Annotated in this window: 18 protein-coding genes; 6 read left to right on the forward strand and 12 right to left on the reverse strand. The window is 63.3% G+C overall.

The window, feature by feature from the left end:
• Positions 1 to 65: 65 nt before the first annotated feature.
• The 8 genes from ACUN0E_RS25080 to ACUN0E_RS25115 form a co-directional block, all read right to left on the reverse strand.
• Positions 66 to 1622: a sigma 54-interacting transcriptional regulator gene (locus ACUN0E_RS25080; protein WP_445568281.1), complete on the reverse strand. Its 1557-nt coding sequence runs from the start codon at positions 1620 to 1622 to the stop codon at positions 66 to 68.
• Between the two features lie 24 nt (positions 1623 to 1646).
• On the reverse strand, positions 1647 to 3083 hold the full coding sequence (locus ACUN0E_RS25085) for a hypothetical protein (RefSeq protein WP_445568282.1): 1437 nt from the start codon (positions 3081 to 3083) through the stop codon (positions 1647 to 1649).
• Between the two features lie 104 nt (positions 3084 to 3187).
• Positions 3188 to 3988, reverse strand: a complete 801-nt coding sequence (locus ACUN0E_RS25090) for a peptidase C39 (RefSeq protein WP_445568283.1) — start codon at positions 3986 to 3988, stop codon at positions 3188 to 3190.
• Between the two features lie 7 nt (positions 3989 to 3995).
• A complete protein-coding gene (locus ACUN0E_RS25095) occupies positions 3996 to 4706 on the reverse strand; it encodes a C39 family peptidase (protein ID WP_408388610.1) in 711 nt (236 codons plus the stop codon).
• 90 nt (positions 4707 to 4796) lie between these two features.
• The gene (locus tag ACUN0E_RS25100) at positions 4797 to 6188 is read right to left on the reverse strand and encodes a hypothetical protein (RefSeq protein WP_408222295.1); all 1392 of its coding nucleotides are present in this window, start codon (positions 6186 to 6188) and stop codon (positions 4797 to 4799) included.
• Positions 6189 to 6214: 26 nt separating this feature from the next.
• Positions 6215 to 6841 (reverse strand): hypothetical protein, encoded by a 627-nt coding sequence (locus ACUN0E_RS25105; RefSeq protein WP_445568284.1) that lies wholly within the window; start codon positions 6839 to 6841, stop codon positions 6215 to 6217.
• Positions 6838 to 7365 (reverse strand): hypothetical protein, encoded by a 528-nt coding sequence (locus ACUN0E_RS25110; protein WP_408388612.1) that lies wholly within the window; start codon positions 7363 to 7365, stop codon positions 6838 to 6840. Before ACUN0E_RS25110 ends, ACUN0E_RS25105 begins: the two co-directional genes overlap by 4 nt.
• An 84-nt stretch (positions 7366 to 7449) precedes the next feature.
• Positions 7450 to 7935, reverse strand: coding sequence for a hypothetical protein (locus ACUN0E_RS25115; RefSeq protein WP_445568285.1), 486 nt, complete (start codon positions 7933 to 7935; stop codon positions 7450 to 7452).
• A gap of 536 nt (positions 7936 to 8471) precedes the next feature.
• Between ACUN0E_RS25115 and ACUN0E_RS25120 the strand changes: the two genes are divergently transcribed.
• Positions 8472 to 9866 (forward strand): sigma-54 dependent transcriptional regulator, encoded by a 1395-nt coding sequence (locus ACUN0E_RS25120; protein WP_408206190.1) that lies wholly within the window; start codon positions 8472 to 8474, stop codon positions 9864 to 9866.
• 139 nt (positions 9867 to 10005) lie between these two features.
• Positions 10006 to 10977 (forward strand): thymidylate synthase, encoded by a 972-nt coding sequence (locus ACUN0E_RS25125; protein ID WP_408222290.1) that lies wholly within the window; start codon positions 10006 to 10008, stop codon positions 10975 to 10977.
• 114 nt (positions 10978 to 11091) lie between these two features.
• On the opposite strand, the gene ACUN0E_RS25130 is transcribed toward ACUN0E_RS25125, so the two are convergent.
• The gene (locus ACUN0E_RS25130; RefSeq protein ID WP_445568286.1) at positions 11092 to 13563 is read right to left on the reverse strand and encodes a DUF6600 domain-containing protein; all 2472 of its coding nucleotides are present in this window, start codon (positions 13561 to 13563) and stop codon (positions 11092 to 11094) included.
• A gap of 183 nt (positions 13564 to 13746) precedes the next feature.
• Entirely contained in the window at positions 13747 to 14460 is a 714-nt protein-coding gene (locus ACUN0E_RS25135) for an ArsR/SmtB family transcription factor (RefSeq protein ID WP_408222286.1), read from the reverse strand.
• A 316-nt stretch (positions 14461 to 14776) separates the two neighbouring features.
• Here ACUN0E_RS25135 and ACUN0E_RS25140 point away from each other — a divergent pair, with 316 nt between their 5' ends.
• The 4 genes from ACUN0E_RS25140 (at position 14777) to ACUN0E_RS25155 (ending at position 18175) form a co-directional block, all read left to right on the forward strand.
• The gene (locus ACUN0E_RS25140) at positions 14777 to 14920 is read left to right on the forward strand and encodes a hypothetical protein (protein ID WP_408222284.1); all 144 of its coding nucleotides are present in this window, start codon (positions 14777 to 14779) and stop codon (positions 14918 to 14920) included.
• 137 nt (positions 14921 to 15057) lie between these two features.
• Complete coding sequence (locus tag ACUN0E_RS25145) at positions 15058 to 16368, forward strand: MFS transporter (RefSeq protein WP_445568287.1); 1311 nt, start codon at positions 15058 to 15060, stop codon at positions 16366 to 16368.
• Entirely contained in the window at positions 16368 to 17534 is a 1167-nt protein-coding gene (locus ACUN0E_RS25150) for a GlxA family transcriptional regulator (protein ID WP_445568288.1), read from the forward strand. Before ACUN0E_RS25145 ends, ACUN0E_RS25150 begins: the two co-directional genes overlap by 1 nt.
• 134 nt (positions 17535 to 17668) lie before the next feature.
• Entirely contained in the window at positions 17669 to 18175 is a 507-nt protein-coding gene (locus ACUN0E_RS25155) for an acyl-CoA thioesterase (protein WP_408222278.1), read from the forward strand.
• 33 nt (positions 18176 to 18208) lie between these two features.
• Here ACUN0E_RS25155 and fumC read toward each other — a convergent pair whose 3' ends face one another.
• Both fumC and ACUN0E_RS25165 read right to left on the reverse strand, forming a co-directional pair.
• Complete coding sequence (gene fumC / locus ACUN0E_RS25160) at positions 18209 to 19609, reverse strand: class II fumarate hydratase (protein ID WP_445568289.1); 1401 nt, start codon at positions 19607 to 19609, stop codon at positions 18209 to 18211.
• 16 nt (positions 19610 to 19625) lie between these two features.
• The gene (locus tag ACUN0E_RS25165) at positions 19626 to 21233 is read right to left on the reverse strand and encodes a phospholipase D family protein (RefSeq protein WP_445568290.1); all 1608 of its coding nucleotides are present in this window, start codon (positions 21231 to 21233) and stop codon (positions 19626 to 19628) included.
• Positions 21234 to 21649: the final 416 nt, after the last annotated feature.

The raw sequence follows: 21649 nt of genomic DNA on the forward strand, positions 1-21649 counted from the left end.
GGCCGGGCAAACAAATCCAGCCGGCGCTGCACGTTACCGGGCTGGCCGCTGTGCCTGGCGCCCCATCATTCGTGCGAAGGCTCGTCGACGGCGGTCGGTTCGAACGATGCCTTTTCGTCGGCCGCACTCAGCTCCCGCAGCCCGTGCTGGCCCATTAGCCTGTACAGCGTCACGCGCGAAATATTCAGGTCCACCGCCGCCTCGTTCAGCCGGTGACGATGCCGCAGCAGCGCCGCTTCGATCGCGCGCTTCTCGGCGGCTTCGCGCGCCTGCGAGAGGCTCATGGTCTGTTGCCCGGTGAACTGGGCGAGGTCGAGATCGTCGGCGGAAATCAGCTTGTTCTCGGCCATCACGATTGCGCGGCGCACCCGGTTGATCAGCTCGCGTACATTGCCGGGCCAGTTGTAGTTGTACAGCGCTTCGATCGCGGACGGCGTGAAGCCGCGGATATTGCGGGCGCTATCGATCTTGAACTTGTGCAGGATGTGATGCGCGAGGATTTCGATATCTTTGCCGCGCGCCCGCAACGGCGGTTCATCCACCCGCAGCACGCACAGGCGGTGAAACAGGTCGGCCCGGAACTGTCCTTCGCGCATCGCGCCTTCGAGGTCGATGTGGGTTGCCGAAATGATCCGCACGTCGATCGGAATCGATTCGCGACCGCCGAGGCGTTCGATCTTGCCTTCCTGCAAAAAGCGCAGCAGGCTCGCCTGACTTTCGAGTGGCAGATCGCCGATTTCGTCGAGCAGCAGCGTGCCGCCGTCGGCGGCTTCGACCCGGCCGATCTTGCGCTGATTCGCACCGGTGAACGCGCCACGCTCGTAGCCGAATAGTTCGGACTGCAACAGATGATGCGGAATCGCACCGCAATTGATCGCGACGAACGGCGCCTTGCGGCGCGGCGAGCGTTCGTGAATCGCGAGCGCGGTGAGTTCCTTGCCGGTGCCCGATTCGCCGGAGATGAACACGCTCGCATCGGTGTTCGCCACTTTGCGAATGGTGCGAAAGAGGTTCTGCATCGCCTCGCAGGTGCCGACCATTTCCTCGTCGCCGGTGTCGCTCAAAGGCGGGGCGAGTTCCGGCTCGCACAGCGTTACCATGCCGAAGGCGTGGCCGACCAGATAGTCGACCGTCGCGTTTGCCACCGGCATCTTCACGTAGTCGAAGCAGTAGTGGCGCACGAGGCGCCGCACCACCGGATCGCCGAGCCTTTCGTTGGTGGCGAGCGCGATCCAGCCGACCTGCTGCTGGCGCAAGCTCGCTTCGAGGCCGCCCAGATCGCGCGGTGGGAAGCTCGCCAGATCGACGATGCCGGCGCAGGCCACGTCGGGCTTCACGAGCTTGCCGAGTTCATGCGCCGAGCGCGCCACCGCGACACTCCAGCCCCGACTTTTAAGGTGCGCGACGAGCGTATCGTCCGGCGTGCGCGCCACGTACAGCACCGTGCGTTCGTGCGCATGGGTGGCCGGCGCGCCAATCGAAGCGACCGCTGCCACGGCGGGCCGGTTCGTCACGGCTTCGAGGGGGCGGCCCGCAGGTATCTCCTTCGGCAGCGCAAGCGTCATATGCGATCCCGCTCCCGCCACCGGAGTAACACTGGTCAGATGAGGTGATTCACGCACGTTCGACCTCGTTTTGTTGACACGTCAGAAGGTGTAGGGAAACCGCACGCCGACCACGAAATTCGGTGCATCCGGCGTCAAGCCGACGGAGACCGAGCCGTTGATGGTCAGGTGTTTGTTCACGACGTGGTTCAGGCCGAAATTCAGCGCCGCAGCCGTAGTTTCACTGCCCGGCACCTTGGAGTAGGAGCCGCCCGGCGCACGCGTTTTCGACTCGGGCTCGAGCGCCATTGTGTAGGAGATGCTGGCGGAGTCCTTGTCGGAGAACGCCAGCGCCACGCCACCGCCGAACTGCACGATGTCGCCGAGCTTGACTGTTGCCGGCTCGGTTTGCCCCTGCACAGACGAGATGTCCGCGAACGAACGCGCGATGTTGTAGGTGTACGAAAGACTGCCGAACAGCACCACCGGGTCATACGTCTTCAACAGCGAAACGCCCGCGGTGATGTTCCAGAAACCCGTGCCGGTGGGCAGCTTGCTGGGCGCCACCAGGTTGGTGTTGTCGTTGTCCACCTGCACCAGCTTTTCGCCGAACGGCGACGAGCCGGTCGGCGCTTTGATACGCAGACTGCCGACGATGTCCGGTAGACTATTGGTCTCTTTCAGGAACTGGTAGTAGATCCCGAAGTTGACGTCGCCGATATCGCTGCCGTTCACGGACGCATCGGACAGCGTGCTCGCCGCACCGCCGGCGCCGCCGACGATGAAGTTGCTATGCCGGTAGATGTACGGCACGTCGACGTCGATACTCATGCGGTCGGTCAAACCGTAGCGCGTATCGAGATCGGCCATCACCTGGTGCGACTTGGTCTCGCCCAGATTGATGTTGCCGAGGAAAATCGCGTCGAGCGCGAGGAACCCCGACAACTGCAACTGGCGGCGATCGTAGTAGGTATCGCTGATACCCCAGTCCAGCGTCAGCTTGTGGTCGAAGAGCGGCGCATGCTCGCGCTGAACGACGGCTTCTTCGGCTTGCGTGCGCACCGGTTCGGCGGCTTTCTGGGTCGTGCCGATCGCGCCGCTGCCGTCGGTGGCGGCAGGCAAACCGCCTGCGTTGCTGCCATCGGGCGGCGGCGGATTGACCGGCACGCCGGTCGCCGTGCCCGTGTTGCCGCCCGGCGCGGGAGTGCCGGGGTTGACCTGCGCGAGTGGCGGCAGTGGCATCGGCAGTCCGTCGGCGCCGGGCTGCTCGGCCACGGCTTCGCTACCTGCCGGCGCACCGTAGCCCGGCATGCCGCGGCCGCGCTCCGTCATTTCCAGATTGGTGACCTGTTGCTCGAGTGAATGAATCTGCCGCTGCTGCTCGTCGACCACCCGCATCAACGTGTTAAGACGGTCTTCGACCGATTGTCCGGCGAGCGCCTGCGCGCTCGCCCCTTGCGAAAGTGCGAATAGCATCACGGCGGCGGGAATGGCCGCCAGTGCCATGCGCGGCACCTTTGTCGATGAAAAATTGTTCATTTTGTGTTCCCCCGGTGTTCCGACGGCGCGCCGCCTGTCTCCTGGCGACGCGCTGTCGTATCAGTACTGCATGTGCCGCTATGGGCGGGTGGCGGCCCGCATGGTCATCTCCTGTTTTGCAGAGCTTGTAGTACGCCTAGCTGACGGATCATTGCGGCCGACATCTGCTGCGTCTGCAGATGCAACTGCAATGCGTTGGCGACTTGCTGGTTATTGCCTGCAATTTGCAGCAACTGGGCGATTTGCCCGTTGCCTGGCGTGATGGTCTGGGTAGCGAGCCCGGCCGGAGTCTGCAGCGCGACAGTGATGCCGTTGCTGCCGAACGAAATGCCGGCTTTGATTGAGCCGGTCGAATTGCTGGCCGCTGCTGACGGTGCATTGGCGGTACCCGCCAGCGTCACGGCACTATTATTGAAATCAATGATTGCGGAGTTCGAACCGGCATTTCGATCGCCCGCCACTTGCGTGATTTGTGAAACGCCGTTGACCGAAATGCTCTGCCCACCGTTTGCCTGCGCGTTGGGATTGGCGCCGGAATTGCCGGCTCCGCCGCCGGTCACGCTCGCAAGCGTGTTGACGGTTGTGCTCACCTGACCCACCGCGTTCTGCACGGCAGAGAGCGTGCCTTGGGCGAGGGCGGTCACGCCGTTGGGTAACTGCCATTGCGAAAGAACATTCAGAACGAAGCCTGAAATCATCGTGGCACCGGCATATTTGCCGGTCTGATTAGCGAGAACATCGTCGTCGACCATCTGCACCTTGATGGCGGCGGAGTCGATGTCGTGAGAAGCAAGAAACTCCGGCACCGGTGGCGAGCCGGCGCTTTCTGATGCAAAGACGTTGCTGGTCAGGCCGCACATCGTGGCGCAGATTGCGAGGCCTAACTGCGAAAGGTGGTGCTTCATGGTTGGGTCAGAACAGGTCTGCCTTGATCAAGCCGTACTCGACAAAGGGAGTCGCCGCAGTGCCGTTGGCTAGCGCGTTGGCGCGAAGCTTGAGCGCGAGCGACTCGTTGTCCTGCAATAGCGGTGAATCCTCCCTGAAGGGTTTGCCGAGAACCGCGAACACGAGGCCGTTCCAGGTCTTGGCGAAGTCTTCTTTGAGCACGATGCGATTGCCGAGCGCGGGGTCCGCAATGAAGATGCGGCCCTCCTGTGCATGCTTGACGATCACGAAGTGCTCATACCCGTCGATGTTCATCAGAACCATCACGGGAATCTGTAAGTGTTCAAGCGCGTCGGCGTTGACGCGGAAGCCGCGGCCACGCAGGCCGATGGTCTCGACGAACTTCTTCATGTCGAGCATTGAGAAGCCATTTTTGACAACGACTTCAGGCGTTGAGAAAACCATCATCCGGCGAATCAGTTCGGTCTCCGGAATGTCAATGCCGTAGCCGTACTTGAGGAGGGTAGCGAGCGCCGCCGCACCGCAGCTGTAATCGAACTGCTGGTTGACGATGTGGTTGTAACGGATGTCCCGCATCGAACGAACCGTCTTGGTCAACGGAACGCCCACGAAGGTGGACGTGTCGATGTGCGCCTGTGCGTAGCTGCTGACGCACAAAGTGCAACCTGCCAGCGCTACAACGAACTGTAGCGCCGGGAATCCCTTGAACCCGGACATGCTGGTCTCCTGCTTTTACACGCGCCGACCGCTCTCATGGCCGTCGGCGCGTGCCTCCCTTCTTTTAGGCTTCTTCTACCTGTTCGACACTTACTTGCCGCTGTTCAGCGCAGCGATCGCGAGACCGTTGTGCTGGAGGTTGCCCGCGCCACCTGCGATATTCACGCCGATGTTGCCGGACGCATTAGCAAGTGAGCCTGCACCCAACATCGCGGTACCCTGGAATTGACCCGTGACCGTCATGCCGGCGGTCTGCGAGTTGTCATCCGTGGCGATCATCGCGGTGGTTTGCGCATTGCCCGGTGTTGTCGTCGTCACTGCACCGGCGAGGCTGTTGTTTTGCACGTTGCCGATACCCGAGGCCACGTTCACCCCAACATTGCCCGTCACACCCGACAGCGAGCCATCCCCGATCGACGCATTCAGATTGAAGTTGTTGATCTTGGCCATGCCAGCCGAGGACTGGTTGTTGAAGATCTGCGCGTTGCCGAACACGTTGCCGATGTCGACCGAAGCGAGCGAGACATCGTTGCTTTGGGCGTTGCTGATGCCTTCCGCGATGTTGATGCCGAGGTTGCCCGATACGCCGTTAGCCGCATTGGCGCCCGTGGTTGCAGTCAGGGTGCCCGCAGCTTGCGTGTTGATGTGGTCGGTCACGTAACCCTTGGTCGTCACATCCGTCGTTGCGAGACTGGCGTCGATTCCCCAGGCTGCGCCATACGCATCGGTTGAGGAGGACTTGCTGTTCTGATAGCCGGACGATTGCTCGCCGACCGCTACGAAGCCTGAACCTTGATTGGCTTTGTAGCCCCAGACACTGCCTTGTCCGGAGGCTTGCGATGCTTCGAAGCCACCCGCTAAGCCCGACGTGTTGGCGTAGCTCGATTCGTTATATCCAGCCTGGAATCCACCGCTTGCATGGGCCGAGCCTTCGCCGAAGAACGGGGTGTTGAAGCCCTGATAGCTGTAGCTGCCGCCGATCGAACCGCCGGCTGCGATATGGCCGCCGGAATTCTGGCTGGTATGGGTGAAGCCGCCTTCAATGCCTGAAGCCTGCTGGCTGGTTTGATAGCCGCCGCCCGCCACCGAGCTGCTTTGATTGCCGTACGCATAGCCGGCCGATGCCTGATAGCCTTGCGAGCCAGACGACGACGACGAGTGGCTTTGCGATGTCACAGCGAAGGCGATACCGCCGCCCTTGATCGACGAAGAGTTGTTGTTGACGGTCGTCGTCACCTTGCCGGTCGTGTAGCTCTGCGCCTGCGGATTGAGCGTCGCATTCACAGTGACCGACTGGTTGTTGTTGATGACTGCGCCGGCCGTGCTGGACACGTGCACGCAACCAAACAGGCCCACCAGACCTTCGACGCCTACTGCTTCGCCGACTAGCGTGGCGTTGAACAGGTAGGCCTTTTGCGGTGCGGCGAACGCGCTGCTGGATGCGGCGACGAGGACGGCTGCAGCAATAAGAGTGCGCTTCATGATTCGCTCCGATACTTTAAGTGTGGTCAGTTAAAAAAAGTGCCCGCCGGGGGACGGAGCACAAAACTGTTTGCCGTGGCATTACCGGCGCCGGCTGTCTGGTTGATCTGCACGATCCCGCTGACGTTCTTGAAGGCATCGCTGGAAATGTTTGCCTCGCGTACGCTATGAACCCCGATGGATTGACCCAGACCTCCGTTTTTCGGGGCCGTCGCGGATAGCTCCCCATCCGAGACGGTCTCGACTCCGAGTGCAGCAGTACCCAACTGGGTGCTGTTGCGCTGCAGATTTCCTACTCCGGCGGACTGGTTCACCAGCACTGCACCGGATGCATTCGAAAAAGCATTGGCTTCGATCGAGGCCCGCGCATTCGTGACCTTCGCGGCCGCCGTCGCGCTTTGCACGCTGGCGTTGTCGTTGCCGACTACGCCGCCGTTCGAAACCGTGACCTGATTGAGTTGCGCGTTATTGATGCCGGCCGTTTCATTGACCGTGAACGCGCCGGTGACGCCGGCGCCGGCGCCGTTGCCGATCGTTGCGTCGGCGCCGACTTTCGGCACTGCTTGCGCGTGAGCATGGCTCGCCACGAGGACCGAGCTGCTCATGCAGACAAACAGCGCCACATACAGTGGCCGGACTTTGAGCGCGCTCATTTCAGACCCCCGAGCGAGCCGGAGAGGGCGCTCGACAGCGGCGCCAGCGCGCCCGTCACCGACGAGGTGATGGTTCCGCCAATGCCCGGGCCCGGCATGCCGATGCCGCCGGCGTTCAGCGCGATGTTGTTGCCGGTCGTTTTGCCGCTCAGGATTTGCGTAACCGCCTGCATGCCGGTGCCGCCGAGCACGCCGCCGTCGGCGACACCGCTCGACCCGTGCGCATTCGTCAGATCGGTATCGCCGACAAGCTGGGCGATCGCCGGATTGAAGCTATTGGCCGGGAAAGTGGTGGCGCGCACCGCGACCGGGTCCTGATCCCGCGGCACCGGCACAAAGGCATCGCGTGGGGTGACCGTGCGTTCGACAATGATGTCGCCCGGATTGACGGTCTGTTGCGCGGTGGCGCTAACGCTGAAACACGTGACGAGCAAGGCGGCGATGGTTGCCAGCGCCGCCGGCAACGGGGTGGACGACGACGCCGGCGACCTGTGTGCGCGCGGCGTCCGGATTGAAGTGGTCATGTCTCGGTCCTTGCTCTTGTCCTGTTAGCGCGTGGTGTGTTGGGTACGCCACAGCCGCCGATTTGCATCGCTAATTTGTTCGCGCTACTTTCTTTGGTAACTGGCGACGTTGCCCTGTGCGCTGCGTGCGGCGTCGACCGGAATCGGTAACGGCGAGGGCGGGGCGATCTCATCCCAAAGCGTGACGTTGCTGCTGCCACCGTTGCCGCCCATCAGTTGCGGCGTCGCGGCCACCATCAACATCCCGACCGCGCCGCCGCGTTGACGCGACAGCATCTGGTCGTCGAGCGAAAAATAGTTCACGGATGCAGCATCGGCCGGAATGTTCAGTACGTCGCCGGCGAGCTGGCTTTCAGGGGCCGTCGTGTCCGGCGGGGCCACCACTGCGAGCGTCGTGCGCGTGAGGGTGGCGGAACCGGCATCGGCGGTTTCGGCCATCGCGGCTGATTGAGACAGTGCGGATTCCTGTGCATTGACGCCAGCGGACAGCACGCTCAAAGCCACTGCGGCGGCGCATAGTGCGGCGCAAGGTGCAATGCTGCTCAGGTCGATGCGGAAAGCGAGTCGCATGATGTGTCTCCTTGGTGCACAGCATTTAGCGAAACGTGTGCCATGAGTCGCAATCCATTGGTGCGTCTGGATGTGACCCGTATGCCTCGGAGTAACAACTGGGAAATCGGTCAAAAACGTTTCAGCGCTGAAACGGTAGGCAGAAAATACCTGTAATTCGTTAAATCTGAAGGTATGAACTACCTTGGGGTGAACGCCAGGAAAAGCGCTTCCACAATGGTTTTATTCATAAGCTGAATAAGTATTGATCGGCCGCTTGGCCTTGCTGGGAAAGGGGTCCCCGATTAAATTCGCATAATTGTTTTCCAACTGACGCGCGTATAGTAAGCTCTCGAAAACAGCTTCAGATTTAAAAAAGCCCGCTAACGGGCCGTCTCAAACACACACGCCGCTTTCTTGGGGATCAGCTGTCCGCACGGAATGGAATGGCCGTTCGGGTTTTGCTATTTCGCGAATCCCGAACGAGTCAGCGTGTCTGAACTCCGGTTCAGGTGCGTGCGTCATCCTTAACGTTCGTTGACGAGAGGATCTGAATAATGGAACCCGCAACGCGGCAACTGATTTACGTTTCACGTGATCCGAGCGCGGAGCTGAATACCCGCTTCCATCAGCGCGGCTGGCATGTCGAAGTCGTGGGGTCGGCGCGCGATGTGCGCCGTGCTGTTCGCGCCGGAATGGCGGCGGGCGGCTTGCTCGATCTGTCTAGCGATTTTCAGCCACACGAAATTGCCGCCTTCGAGTCCTGCCTGACCATGCCGAACGTCGGCTGGGTCGCAGCCACCACGCCCGGACAATTGCAGGACGCGGCGTTGCGCCGGCTCGTGCGGGACTATTGTTTCGACTATGTAACGGTGCCTTACTCGGGCGACAGGATCGTCGATTCGGTCGGTCATGCATACGGCATGATCTCGCTCGGTGAGCCGGCATCGAACGATGCATCGCAAGGCGCTGAAGGCGAAATGGTCGGCTCGTGCGACGCGATGCTCGCGCTGTTCCGTTCGATCCGTAAGGTGGCGATGACCGATGCGCCGGTGTTTATTTCAGGCGAATCGGGCACCGGCAAGGAATTGACCGCGGTCGCGATCCACGAACGCTCGGCGCGCCGCAATGCGCCTTTTGTGCCGATCAACTGCGGCGCGATTCCGCCACACCTGTTGCAATCCGAACTATTCGGCTATGAACGCGGGGCGTTCACCGGCGCGAATCAGCGCAAGATCGGCCGCGTGGAAGCGGCCAACGGCGGCACGCTGTTTCTCGATGAAATCGGCGATCTGCCGCTCGAAAGCCAGGCGAGCCTGCTGCGCTTCCTGCAGGAACGTAAAGTGGAGCGGCTGGGTGGCCACGGTTCGATCGACGTCGACGTGCGTATTATTTCGGCAACTCACGTGGATATGACGTCCGCGATGATCGAAGGGCGGTTCCGCTCTGATCTGTATCACCGCCTGTGCGTGCTGCAAATCGACGAACCGCCGTTGCGCGCACGTGGTAAGGATATCGAACTGCTTGCGCGGCACATGCTGGAACGTTTCAAGAAAGATGCAAGCCGCCGCTTGCGCGGCTTTGCGCCCGACGCCATCGCGGCGCTGCACAACTACGGCTGGCCGGGCAATGTGCGTGAGTTGATCAATCGCGTGCGGCGCGCCATCGTGATGTCGGAAGGGCGTGCGATTACGGCGCGCGACCTCGAACTGGCCGAGTATGTCGAAATCGTGCCGGTGTCGCTCGCGCAGGCGCGCGAAGCGGCCGAACGTCAGGCAATCGAGCTGGCCCTCCTGCGTCATCGCGGCCGTCTCGGCGACGCCGCGCAGGAACTCGGCATTTCACGCGTGACGTTGTACCGCCTGTTGTGCTCACACGGCATGCGCCATATGGAAGGCGAACCGCTGAGCGCACCGCATAGCGACTTGCCGGCTTCCGTGCCGCATCTCTGACACGCTTTCCTACCGATATTTTCTCTACCGCGTGCCTCGACCGGGCGCCGTCCGTCTGCGCTTGTTAAAATCGGGTTTTCCGCTCAATCTCCGTGGCGCCAGCTCCTGACCAGGAGCGCGCTTCGTCGAAGGAACCCGCATGAAACAATACCTCGACCTCGTCCGCACGATTCTCGACACCGGCACGTGGCAGGAGAACCGCACCGGCATCCGCACCATCAGCATGCCTGGCGCCATGTTGCGCTTCGACCTCCAGCAGGGCTTTCCCGCGGTCACTACGAAAAAACTGGCGTTCAAATCGGCGGTGGGTGAACTGGTCGGGTTTCTGCGCGCCTCGCGCAGTGCCGCGGACTTTCGCGATCTGGGCTGTAAGGTGTGGGACGCGAACGCTAACCAGAACCCGCAATGGCTTGCCAATCCGTATCGCCAGGGCACGGACGATCTCGGCGACGTATATGGCGTGCAGTGGCGCCAGTGGCCGGCCTACAAGGTGCTGGACGCCGGCGCGAGCGCGCAGCTCGCCGACGCCACAGCGCGTGGCTTCCAGGTGGTGACGGAATTCGAGGAGGACGGCAGCGCCAAGGTACTGCTGTACAAGGCGATCGATCAGTTGCGGCAGTGTCTCGACACGATCATGCAGAACCCCGCCGACCGGCGAATTTTGTTTCATGCCTGGAACCCCGCAGTGCTGGACCAGATCGCGCTGCCGGCTTGCCACCTGCTTTATCAGTTCCTGCCGAACGTCACGCGCCGTGAAATTTCGCTGTGTTTGTACATTCGCAGCAACGATGTCGGCCTCGGTACGCCGTTCAATCTGACCGAAGGTGCGGCCTTGCTGCATCTGGTTGGCCGTCTGACGGGTTATACGCCGCGCTGGTTCACCTACTTCATCGGCGACGCGCACATCTACGAGAACCAGCTCGATATGCTGCAACAACAGCTCACGCGCGAGCCGTACGAAAGCCCGGCCTTCGCGATCGCGGACCGTGTGCCGGACTATGCGAAAACCGGCGTATATGAGCCGGAATGGCTCGAGAAAATCGAGCCGTCGGACTTCTCGTTGACCGGCTACCGGCACCACGAGCCGCTGACGGCGCCGATGGCGGTCTGAGCGTCTGCTCGTAGCCTGCTCAAAGAAAAACCCCCGCGATGCGAATCGCGGGGGTTTTTTCTTGCTGACTTCCGGCCATCAGGTTGTCAGCGCATCTAGCTGCGCGCGTAATCTTTAGCCTTTGTGATGCTCGTCACGATTGCCGCCGCTCGAATGCTGCTCGGCGTGCTGCGGTTGCGGCTGGGGACGCGGCTGTTCCGCACGCTGCTGTTGCGGTTGCGGACGTGGTTGCTGCACCTGTTGCGGACGCGGCTCGGGACGTGGCTGCTGCGCCTGTTGCGGACGCGGCTCGGGACGCGGTTGCTGCGCCTGTTGTGGACGCGGCTCGGGACGTGGCTGCTGCACCTGCTGCGGACGCGGCTCAGGACGTGGCTGCTGTGCCTGTTGCGGCTGCGGACGATATTCCTGACGCGGTTGCTGCTGCGCCTGCTGCATCGGTTGCGGCCGGGGCTCTTGCGGCTGCGCGTGTGCTTCAGGCATGCGCTGCGGTTGCGCTTCCGGTTGACGCTGAGCCTGTTGCTGCTGCTCAGGACGCGCCCCCGGCTGGCGTGCCTGTTCCTGCGGGGCGCTACGTTGCTGCGGCTGTTGGGCCATCGGCGTGTGCGGCTGCGTCCATGCAGGCTCGTGCCGGCCTTCCGCGCCTGGTTGCTGACCCGCTTGCGCCGGCGCGCCGTGCTGCTGCGCATAAGCGTTCGGGTTGGCGCCGTTCGCTTGCGGCGGACGCGGTACGCCGTTGGACGGATGAGCTGCCTCGGCGGGTTGCTGGCGCAGGTTAGCCATTTGCGGCGGCATGCCCGCTCGCGCTTGCGGTTCGCCGCCACGCTGCGGTTGACCGTTCAGCGGCGCTTCGCCGGGCCGTTGGCCGGCCTGCTGCATGCCGTTAGGCATACCCGGCGCACCCGGCGCTGCACCCGGCGTCCGCCCGGCCATATGCGACTGTACGACCCGCACGTTCTGCGCCGGCATGCCCCCCGGACCGCCTGCCATGTGAGCCGGTACCGAGGTTCGCACGATCGGCTCGCCCGCGCCCGGCACCCGTCCGCCACTCTGCGCAAAGCGCTGCGCGAGGCTGTCGTGGTATGCGGCCGGCACGGCCGGACTGCGCGTGGCGACGACCGGACGCGCCATCACGCCGCTCGGCGGACGGTAGTTCGCGTTACGCAGGCCCGGTCCGAAGCTTTCCTTCACCGGCGCGATCCCCGGGCCGCCCGGATTGATCTGTGCATTGCGCCACTGTTGCGGATTGACCTTCTGCGCGAAGCGTGCGGTCGACTGGCCATGCACGAAAGCCGTTGCCGGCACCGCGGTCACGCCGCCCGGCCGATAGTTGATGTACGTGTTGTGAATGTTGGTCACATTCACATTTGTCACGTTGCGGTTGTAGTTGTTGACGACCGTCGTGTTATTGACGCGATTGTAGTAACCCGGGCTCCAGTGATCGTGATCACCCCAGTGCGGGTGCCACGGTTCGCCCGGGCCCAGCGGGAACCACGCGACACCGGCCGCAACCGCGCCGCCGATCGCCAGGCTCACCCCCCAGTCGACTCCGCCGCCACCGCCGCCCACGAAGGCGACGAGCGCCGGTGCGTAGACGGGCGGTTCGCTGACCACGACCGGTCCCGGTACCCACGCCCAGTCGTCGTCGACCTGGGCCCAGCGGCCATAGTGGTAAGGCGCGAAGCCCCACGGTTGGTCGTCGACCCAGGTCCAGCCCCACGGCGCTTGCCACACCCAGTGGCCGTCGTGATAAGGCGCCCAGCCGGCAGGGGTTGCACGCGGCACCCACACTTCACCGTACTGAGGGCTGCTGCGCCACGTACCGTTGGCGTCGAGATCCTGATAGCCGGGGATGTCGCGCGACACGTAGCGCGCCGACACCGAGCGGTCTTCCGCTGCGTCGCGGCTTGCCGCCCATTGATCGAAGCCGTCGAGGCCGGGCGCGCCGTTGTCGGCGACCTGTTGCAGGTTGGTGCCGGCAAAGCGGATCTGCTGGCCGGCGGCGACCGGCACCTGGCCACTGTCGCCATACACGGTCGCGCTGCCGCTGCGCACGGTGACGGTGGTGGTGGTGCCGTCCGGGGCGACGTCGACGCGATAGTCGCCGGGGCCGTTCAGGCCGAGCGCCAGATTCGGTGTGTCGATTTCATAGGAGGCGCCGGGCGCCAGTTCGCGCACTCGCGCCGACAACGTACCCTGCGCGACCTTGAGTTGCGCGCTGTTGTCATCGAGATTGAGCAGGTCGAGGCTGGTGGACTGGCCGAGGCGTACCGCGGTCGAGCCGATATGCAGTTCGGAGCGCGCGTTCTGATCGTTCCACAACTGATCGCCGGTGGTGAGCGGGCGATTGATCTGTGCGTACGACCAGTCGGTTGCGCCTGCCGGCTCGGTGGTCACGGCGCCAGCCGTATAGTTCAGACGCGCAACGCGCCCAGGCGGATCGGTGTTCTGGGAAGCCGCGCCCGGCGGCGCCTGTTCGGCTTCCTGCGCAAAGGTGGCTTGCGCCGCGAACAGGAATGCCGCGGCGGCGATGAGCGTGTAGCCGGTGATCCGGCGTTTCGAATGTTGGGGTGTGGTCACTGTTCTCATGATTTATCTCCGACGGACGCGGCATTGTGCCGTGTCCGTGAGAGCCACTCTACCCTCACGGTTTGTTTCAAGGCCCCCACTTTTGTAAGGCCCTCTGACGAGCGTGTAACAAAAGGTCTCGATAAGGCATTTCGTAAGTTGATTGTGAAAATTCTGTAATCGCATCAAGCGCTTAAGCGCGGCTCAGGCGGCGAGAAGCGCGTCGAAATGGCGGTGGCCTGCCGGTGTGATGCGCAAGATTCGCGGACGCTCGGTGCGCTCGACCCAACCATTAGCGGACCACGAATCGAGCAGCGCGGCACCGAGCGCGCCGCCCAGATGCGGACGCCGTTCGCTCCAGTCGGGACAGGTGCAGGCGAAGCGGCGCCGGCGGCTCTTCTGGGCGGACATGTCGATGCCCCAATCGGCGAAGCGGGCGGCGCCGTCGGCAGTCGCTTCGAGCGACGAGCCGTGCAGCGTCAGCAGGCCGCGCTCGACCAGCCGCTCGAACACTTGCACCGACAATTCGCCCGCCATATGGTCGTAGCAGGTGCGGGCGTAGCGCATGTCGACGGGCACGGTGCGCGCCGGACGCGGTACGGTCCGTTGCGGCGCGCTGACCTGCGCGACGTTGGCGAGCGCTTCGATGGACGCGGCGATATCCGGCGAGGCGATCCGGAAGTAGCGATGCCGGCCGCGCACTTCGAGCGCGAGCAGGCCGCCGTCGGTCAAACGCGCCAGATGGGCGCTGGCCGCCGACGGCGAGAGCCCGGCAATCATCGTTAGTTCACCGGCCGGGCGGGCGCTGCCGTCCATCAGCGCCCACAGCATCGCGGCGCGGCCGGGGTCGGAAAGCAGCGCACCGATACGGCTCAGGCCTGGGAAATGGTTGTGTTCGTCTGCGAGGTTGGCGGGCATCAGGCGTCTCCGGTTGGTGGCGCGGGCAGGGCGCCATGCAATCCACTGTATCTGGCTGTCGCATTCGATGTTTCAGCTTAGCGTGAATTGTCGAATGTAGTGGCTACGAAAACCCGGCGGCCAGGGCAGGCTGGTGCGTGCTTTGGTGCTTTGGTGCTTTGGTGCTTTGGTGCTTTGGTGCTTCGGGGGGGCGCTTCGGTGCCCGGATGCCCGGTGCCCCGGTGCCCCGGTGCTTCGGGACGCGTCGGCGTCGCTTTGGCGTCGCGCCGGGCCGCCAGGCTAGAATCGAAGCCTGTCTTTGCGGGAACACGCTCTCATGAAATTCTTTCTTGCCGCCACTGCCGCGGTTCTGCTGTTCAGTGCGTGCGCGCAGAGCGGTTCCGCTCCGGGCTCGGGTGCAGGCACGGGCAGCATCACGATGTACGGCACGATCGACGAGGGCATTACGGTTCGCAAGTAAGCCCGAAGCAGGCACGGCCGCTTTTTCGGATGGGTGAGCGTGGCGGGTGGCTGGAATTGATGCATCATTGTCATTCCTGCCATCACCGGCCATGTGACGATCTGGGCATCGTCACTTTCGCCGCCCGAGGCTTATCGATGCCGCCGTCCCCCGCTTCCTCTGCCTCTAGCGCTGGCCCCACAACTGCCTCCGTAGCTTCCTCCGGTGTGGCCTCTTTTGCCGCGAGTCAAACCGGCTCCGATGATTCCGATCCGCATGGCCGCCGCGCCGCGCGCGTGCTGGCGGTTTGCCAGGCGCTCTACACCTCATCTGTCTCGATTGATCTGACCTTGACCGGTCTGGTCGGCTACACGCTTGCCGACGACAAGGCGCTTGCGACGCTGCCGTTCTCGCTGATCACCGTCGCTGCTGCGCTGACTACCATCTTCGCGTCGTTCCTGATGGCGCGCATTGGCCGGCGCGCGGGTTTCGTGCTCGGCGCGGGTGTTGGTGCGCTGGGCGGGGCCATCTCGGTATGGGCAATCTTTCACCACAGCTTCTGGGCGTTCTGCGCCGGCACGGCGACGGTCGGCGTGTTTCAGGCGTTCGCGCAGTACTACCGCTTGGCGGCCGCCGATGCCGTGGGGATCGAGGGCAAAAGCCGCGCGATTTCGACGGTGCTTACCGGCGGCGTAGTGGCAGCCGTTTGCGGGCCGCTTCTCGCCGCGTGGAGCAAGGACTGGCTCGCGCCGGTCGCGTTTGCCGGCTCCTACGCGCTTGTCACCGGGTTCGGACTCGTATCGATTGTCATGCTGGCGCTGTTGTATCGCGACGCCGCGCCGTCCGTGCACGCGGCCGTGACTGACGGACCGGCCCGGCCGCTTGGCGAAATCGTTCGCCAGCCGATCTTTGCCGCGGCGCTCGCCAACAACGCGCTCGGCTACGCCGTGATGATGTTCGTGATGACAGCGACGCCCATCGCCGCGGTCGCGTGCGGCCATACGATTGGCGACGGCGCCGCGATCATTCAATGGCACCTGGTCGGCATGTTCGCGCCGTCGCTATTTTCCGCGCGGCTGATCAGGCGCTTCGGCGTGCTGCCGGTGATCGGTGTGGGGATCGCGCTGTCGGCGCTGTGCGGTGTGCTGGCGTTGCGCTCGACCGATCTGCCGCACTTCTATGCGGCGCTCGCCTGCCTGGGTGTCGGCTGGAATTTCATGTTCGTCGGCGGCTCGACGCTGCTCGCGCAATCGTACCGGCCGTCCGAGCGGGCCAAGACGCAGGCAACCAGCGAATTCACGACCTTTGCGTTTTCCGCGCTGGGCTCGCTGTTCGCCGGGCAATTGCTGGCGCGTTTCGGCTGGACGACGATCAATGCCGCGATCTTTCCGCCGCTCGGAATAGCGGCGTTGGCCACGCTTGGATATGCGTGGTGGAGCAAGCGGCAATCCGCGGAGGTGATGTCCTGATGGCTGCACGTCATATCGTTTTTGCGGTGGCGCCTGAGCTCGTGCTGCTCGATGCATGCGGGCCGCTCGAGGCCTTCTGGCGCGCTGAATTGACCATGGCGGCCGAGGTGGGCGCAGGGGGACGTTCTGCTGTTTCTGACTGTGCCGTCAACCCGGCCGGTGTCGGCCGGGTTGACGGCGTGGGCGGATCGGGTGGACCAGGCGGACCACCTGGCACAAACAGAAGAGCCCCAGAGCCGATCGCCTATCGCACAACCGTCGCGTCCATCGACGGTGGCGTATTGCAAACCTTCCCGGGTCTGCCGGTCGTGACCGAACGGCTCGATTCGCTCGACGACCAGCCGATCGACACGCTGATCGTCCCTGGCGTTCCGGTCGACGAACATTGCACGTTGCAGCCGGAACTCGTCGCGTGGATCAGGCGGCGTGCGCCACAGGCGCGGCGCGTGTGCTCGGTCTGCACGGGCGCTTTCTATCTGGCAGCGGCGGGCCTCCTCGACGGCCGCCGCGCGACTACCCATTGGCGGGACGCGCCGCATCTCGCACGCCGTTTCCCCAAGGTGCGGGTCGACGCCGATCCGATCTTCATCCGCGACGCGGGCCGGGATGAAAAGGATAGTGTCGTCTGGACATCGGCGGGCGTGACGGCGGGCATCGATCTGGCGCTGGCGCTGATCGAAGAAGATGTCGGTCACGCGGTCGCGATGCAGGCGGCGCGGCGGCTGGTCGTTTTCATGAAGCGGCCCGGCGGGCAATCGCAATTCAGCGCGGCGCTGGCAGCCCAGGCTTCGGCGGGTGGGCCGTTCGAGGCGCTGCATAGCTGGATGGCGGCTCATTTGCGCGACGACCTGTCGGTCGAACGGCTGGCTGACCGTGCGCAGATGAGTCCGCGGACTTTCGCACGACGCTACGTCGACGAAGTCGGCCGCACGCCCGCTAAAACGGTGTCGGCATTGCGTCTGGAGGCGGCCGCGCGGGTGCTGGCGGAGTCGCGCCGGCCACTCAAGCGGATTGCGCTCGATTGCGGCTTCGGTAGCGAGCAGAACTTGCGGCGCGCCTTTGTGCGCCGCTTCGGCGTGTTGCCGCTCGAGTATCGGGAGCGTTTTGAATCAGCAGTCGTGCCACGGCACGCGCCGGCCTCTGCGTCTGCGGAGGCGAGTTCATGAGCGAAAGCTGGTCGAAAGCATAGCGGGCATCCTGGCCGAAATTCGGCAAGATAACCCCACCCGACTCGCGACGGAGTCAATATTGCGCTCGTATAATCGCCTCCTTTAAATGCATCCGATTGACCGGAGTCAAGATGAGCACCCCTGCCTTAGCGCCGTTGGACCGTTCCGAAACCACTTTCCGTTTTCTCGCTGAGCCCAGCTCGGTCAACTTCGGCGGCAAGGTGCATGGGGGCGCGTTGATGAAGTGGATCGACGAGACCGCGTATGCGTGCTCGGCGGTGTGGTCCGGGCGCTATTGCGTGACGGTCAGCGTGGGCAATATCCGCTTCCGCCGGCCGATTCTGGTCGGCAACCTGGTCGAACTGCGCGCGCGAGTCGTGGCGACCGGCCGCACCAGCATGCACATCCATGTGTCGGTGCAGGCGGGCGATCCGAAGGGCGGCGAGCTGCTGCAAACCACCGATTGCCTCGTCGTGATGGTTGCCGTCAACGAGAACGGTCACCCGGTGCCGGTGCCGGCGTTCGTGCCGGAAACGGATGAGCAGAAGCGCCTTGCCAAGTACGCGATGGATGTGAAGGAAGCGCTCGACGCGATCGTCGAGTTGAAGCCGGACGAAGTGGCGCAGGGGAAGGTTTAAGCGGCGCCTGCTTTAGCGCCGCTCCATGCGGAATCACCCCGCCGAATGCCCGACCATATCCTTCGGCCGCACCCATTCGTCGAACTGCTGCTCGGTGACATAGCCGAGCGCCAGCGCCGACGCTTTCAGCGTGGTGCCTTCCTTGTGCGCTTTCTTCGCAATCTGCGCGGCCTTGTCGTAGCCGATGTGCGGATTGAGCGCCGTCACCAGCATCAGCGATTCGTTAAGCAAGGTATCGATGCGCTCGCTATTCGGCTCGATACCCACCGCACAGTTGTCGTTGAAACTGTGCGCGCCGTCGGCGAGCAGACGGATCGATTGCAGCACGTTGTGCGCAATCATCGGCCGGAACACGTTCAATTCGAAGTTGCCGCTCGCGCCGCCGATATTCACCGCGACGTCGTTGCCGAACACCTGTGAACATAGCATCGTCAAGGCTTCGGATTGCGTCGGATTGACCTTGCCCGGCATGATCGAGCTGCCCGGCTCGTTTTCGGGAATCGACAGTTCGCCGAGTCCGCAACGCGGACCGCTCGCAAGCCAGCGGATGTCGTTGGCGATCTTGTTCAGGCTCACCGCCACAGTCTTCAACGCGCCGTGCGCGAACACCAGCGCATCGGCTGCGGCCATCACTTCGAATTTGTTGGGCGCCGAGACGAACGGCAAGCCGGTCAGTTTGCCGATCGCCGCTGCGACCTTGCCGGCGAACTGCGGGTGCGCATTCAACCCGGTGCCGACCGCCGTCCCGCCCTGTGCGAGTTCGTACAGATGCGGCAGCGCCGATTCCACATGACGGATGCCGTGATCGAGTTGCGCGACGTAGCCTGAAAACTCCTGGCCAAGCGTAAGCGGCGTGGCATCCTGCAGGTGCGTACGGCCGATCTTGACGATGTCGGCGAAGGCTTTTGCCTTGCCGTCGAGCGTATCGCGCAGCGCCTTCAGCGCGGGCAGCAGATGCTTGACGATCCCATAGGCGGTGGCTACGTGCATCGCTGTCGGAAACACGTCGTTCGACGACTGGCCGCGATTCACGTCGTCGTTCGGATGCACTTTGCGCGCTTCGCCACGCTCGCCGCCAAGCAGCTCGCTCGCGCGATTCGCAATCACCTCGTTGAGGTTCATATTGGTCTGCGTGCCGGAGCCGGTTTGCCAGACCGCGAGCGGAAATTCCTCGGGGTGCTTGCCGTCGATGATCTCATCGGCCGCTTGCATGATCGCCTTCGCCTTGTTCTCGTCGAGCACGCCCAGACCCTGGTTGACCTCGGCGGCGGCGCGCTTGATGACGGCCAGCGCGGTGATCAGTTCGGGCGATTGTTTTTCAGACGAAATGCGGAAATTTTGCAGCGAGCGCTGGGTCTGCGCGCCCCACAAACGAGCGTTCGGCACGGCGATCTCGCCGAACGTGTCGCGCTCCATTCGTACGTCTTCAGTCATGGTTCAACTCCGCTTCTCAAAGTTCTGCGTTGACAGGCAATAAGGAGAATAGACCCGTTAGCGCATTCCGGTAAAAACCCGCTTGCGGATCGAAGATATAGGTGCGGCGCGTACCGTTTTCTACATCGGTCCAGACGAGCGGCGAGAGGGGCGCGCCGATCGAGCGCAGATACGCGAGTTGCGCCGGATCGGCGAGCGTGACCCGGTAGCTTGCTTCGGGCGCGATGGCGCGTTCGAAGATCTGCGCGACCTGTTCGGCGAGCGGCGGGCTATGAATGACCAGTGTCTGCTCGGTGTTCAGATTGGCCGAGCGCGGATCGAGATTCATCGAGCCGATCACCAGAATCTTGTGGTCGACAACATAGGTTTTCGCGTGCAGGCTGGCTCGCGAGCGAGATCCGGTGAGACCGACGCGCGACGTGCTCTGCTGCGGCTTGAATTCATACAGCTCCACACCCTGTTGCAGCAGCGGCACGCGGAATGGACTGTAGCCGGCTTGCACGGCCACCGCGTCGGTCGCGGCGAGCGAGTTGGTCAGCACGGCGATGCGTACCCCACGATGCGTCAGTTCGCCCGCTGCCTTGACACCGGACTCGTGTGGTACGAAGTAAGGCGAAATGATCAGAAAATCTTTCTGCGCGTCATGCATCAGCTCCGCCAATCGCTGCATCGGCGGACTGACGTAGTCCGCCGACGGATGGACGATTTTCTCTGGCAGGTCTGCCTTGAATTCGGCCGGCGCCCACGTCAGGCCGAGTTGATCCCTGGCAATCTGCAAGGCGAGCGGTGTCGCGTTCAGCGGTTTCGCGTTGTATGGGTCGGCGTTGGTGCGCCAGTGCTGGCGTAAATCGTCACGCGTCTGGTCGAGCACTTTCGCATCGAATTTCTGTTTGTTCAGTACCCGCAGCGGATAGGCGATGCTGCTGTTCCAGTAGTCGTCGAAACTGGCGGAGACATCGGCGACGACCGGACCGGCGGCCAGCACGTCGAGATCGCGGAACTGCAGCGTTTCGCTGGCGCTGAAATATTCGTCGCCGAGGTTGCGGCCGCCGACGATGGCCAACTGGTTATCGGTGATCATCGACTTGTTGTGCATGCGGCGCGTGAAATGGCCGATTTGCGTGAACACGTTCGTCGTGCGTTCGAACATGCCTTCCTGCGCGCTGCCGAACGGATTGAAGACGCGGATCTCGATGTTCTCGTGCGAGTTCAGACCCGCCATCACCTGGTCGATGTCCTTGAAGTTCAGATCGTCGACCAGCATGCGCACGCGCACGCCGTGATCGGCCGCGTAGAGCGCGGCGCCGAGCAGCAGCTTGCCGGTGGTGTCCTCGTTGGCGATGTAGTACTGCATGTCGAGGGTTTTCGTCGCGGCACGCGCGAGCGCAATGCGCATCTGCAAGGCGTCGGTGCCGCTCGACAGTACCCGGAAACCGGACTCGCTTGGATGCGCCGCTTCGGGCGGCGCCAGGGCCGTGCGAAGCGGCGTTATTTCAGTGGCGGGCAGTGCATGGGTGACCTGACGGTCGAACGCAGTGGCGGGAGGCCGGGTCGCGCAAGCGGTCAAAAATGCCGTTGCGCAGCACAGCAGGAAGAAATGTCTCGTCGTCTGCCAATTCCACAATCGCCTCAGCCACCCATCTCTCAAGGGGACTTCGTTCGGGGCGCGCGACTTGCTTGGGCACGGTGGGCTACCTTTAAGGCGGCCGGCTCTCTTCCGGGCGAGTGACGTCCTCCGAAGCGAGTTGAACGCGCATTTGCTGTGCAGTGCGGTCTGATTTTGATTTTGGTCTTGATGCCACGACACGCTGTATCTCCCTGTTTGCAAGCTTTTCATTGCGACAGCGCGTGTGGCGTGTTCACTCTGTCGAGAAATGCATTCTAAGGGGAATCAGGCGTGTGAGCTTTCGTTCTCGCGCATGACTATGGCGCGGTTTGATTGCCTGCACGACGCTTTCTGTCCGCACGCCTCAGGCGTGCAGACAGATGCCGCTCGTCAGGGCAGAAAGCCTTCGACCCGCGGCGCTTGACGACTACTCG

This window comes from Paraburkholderia sp. D1E (assembly GCF_052682275.1).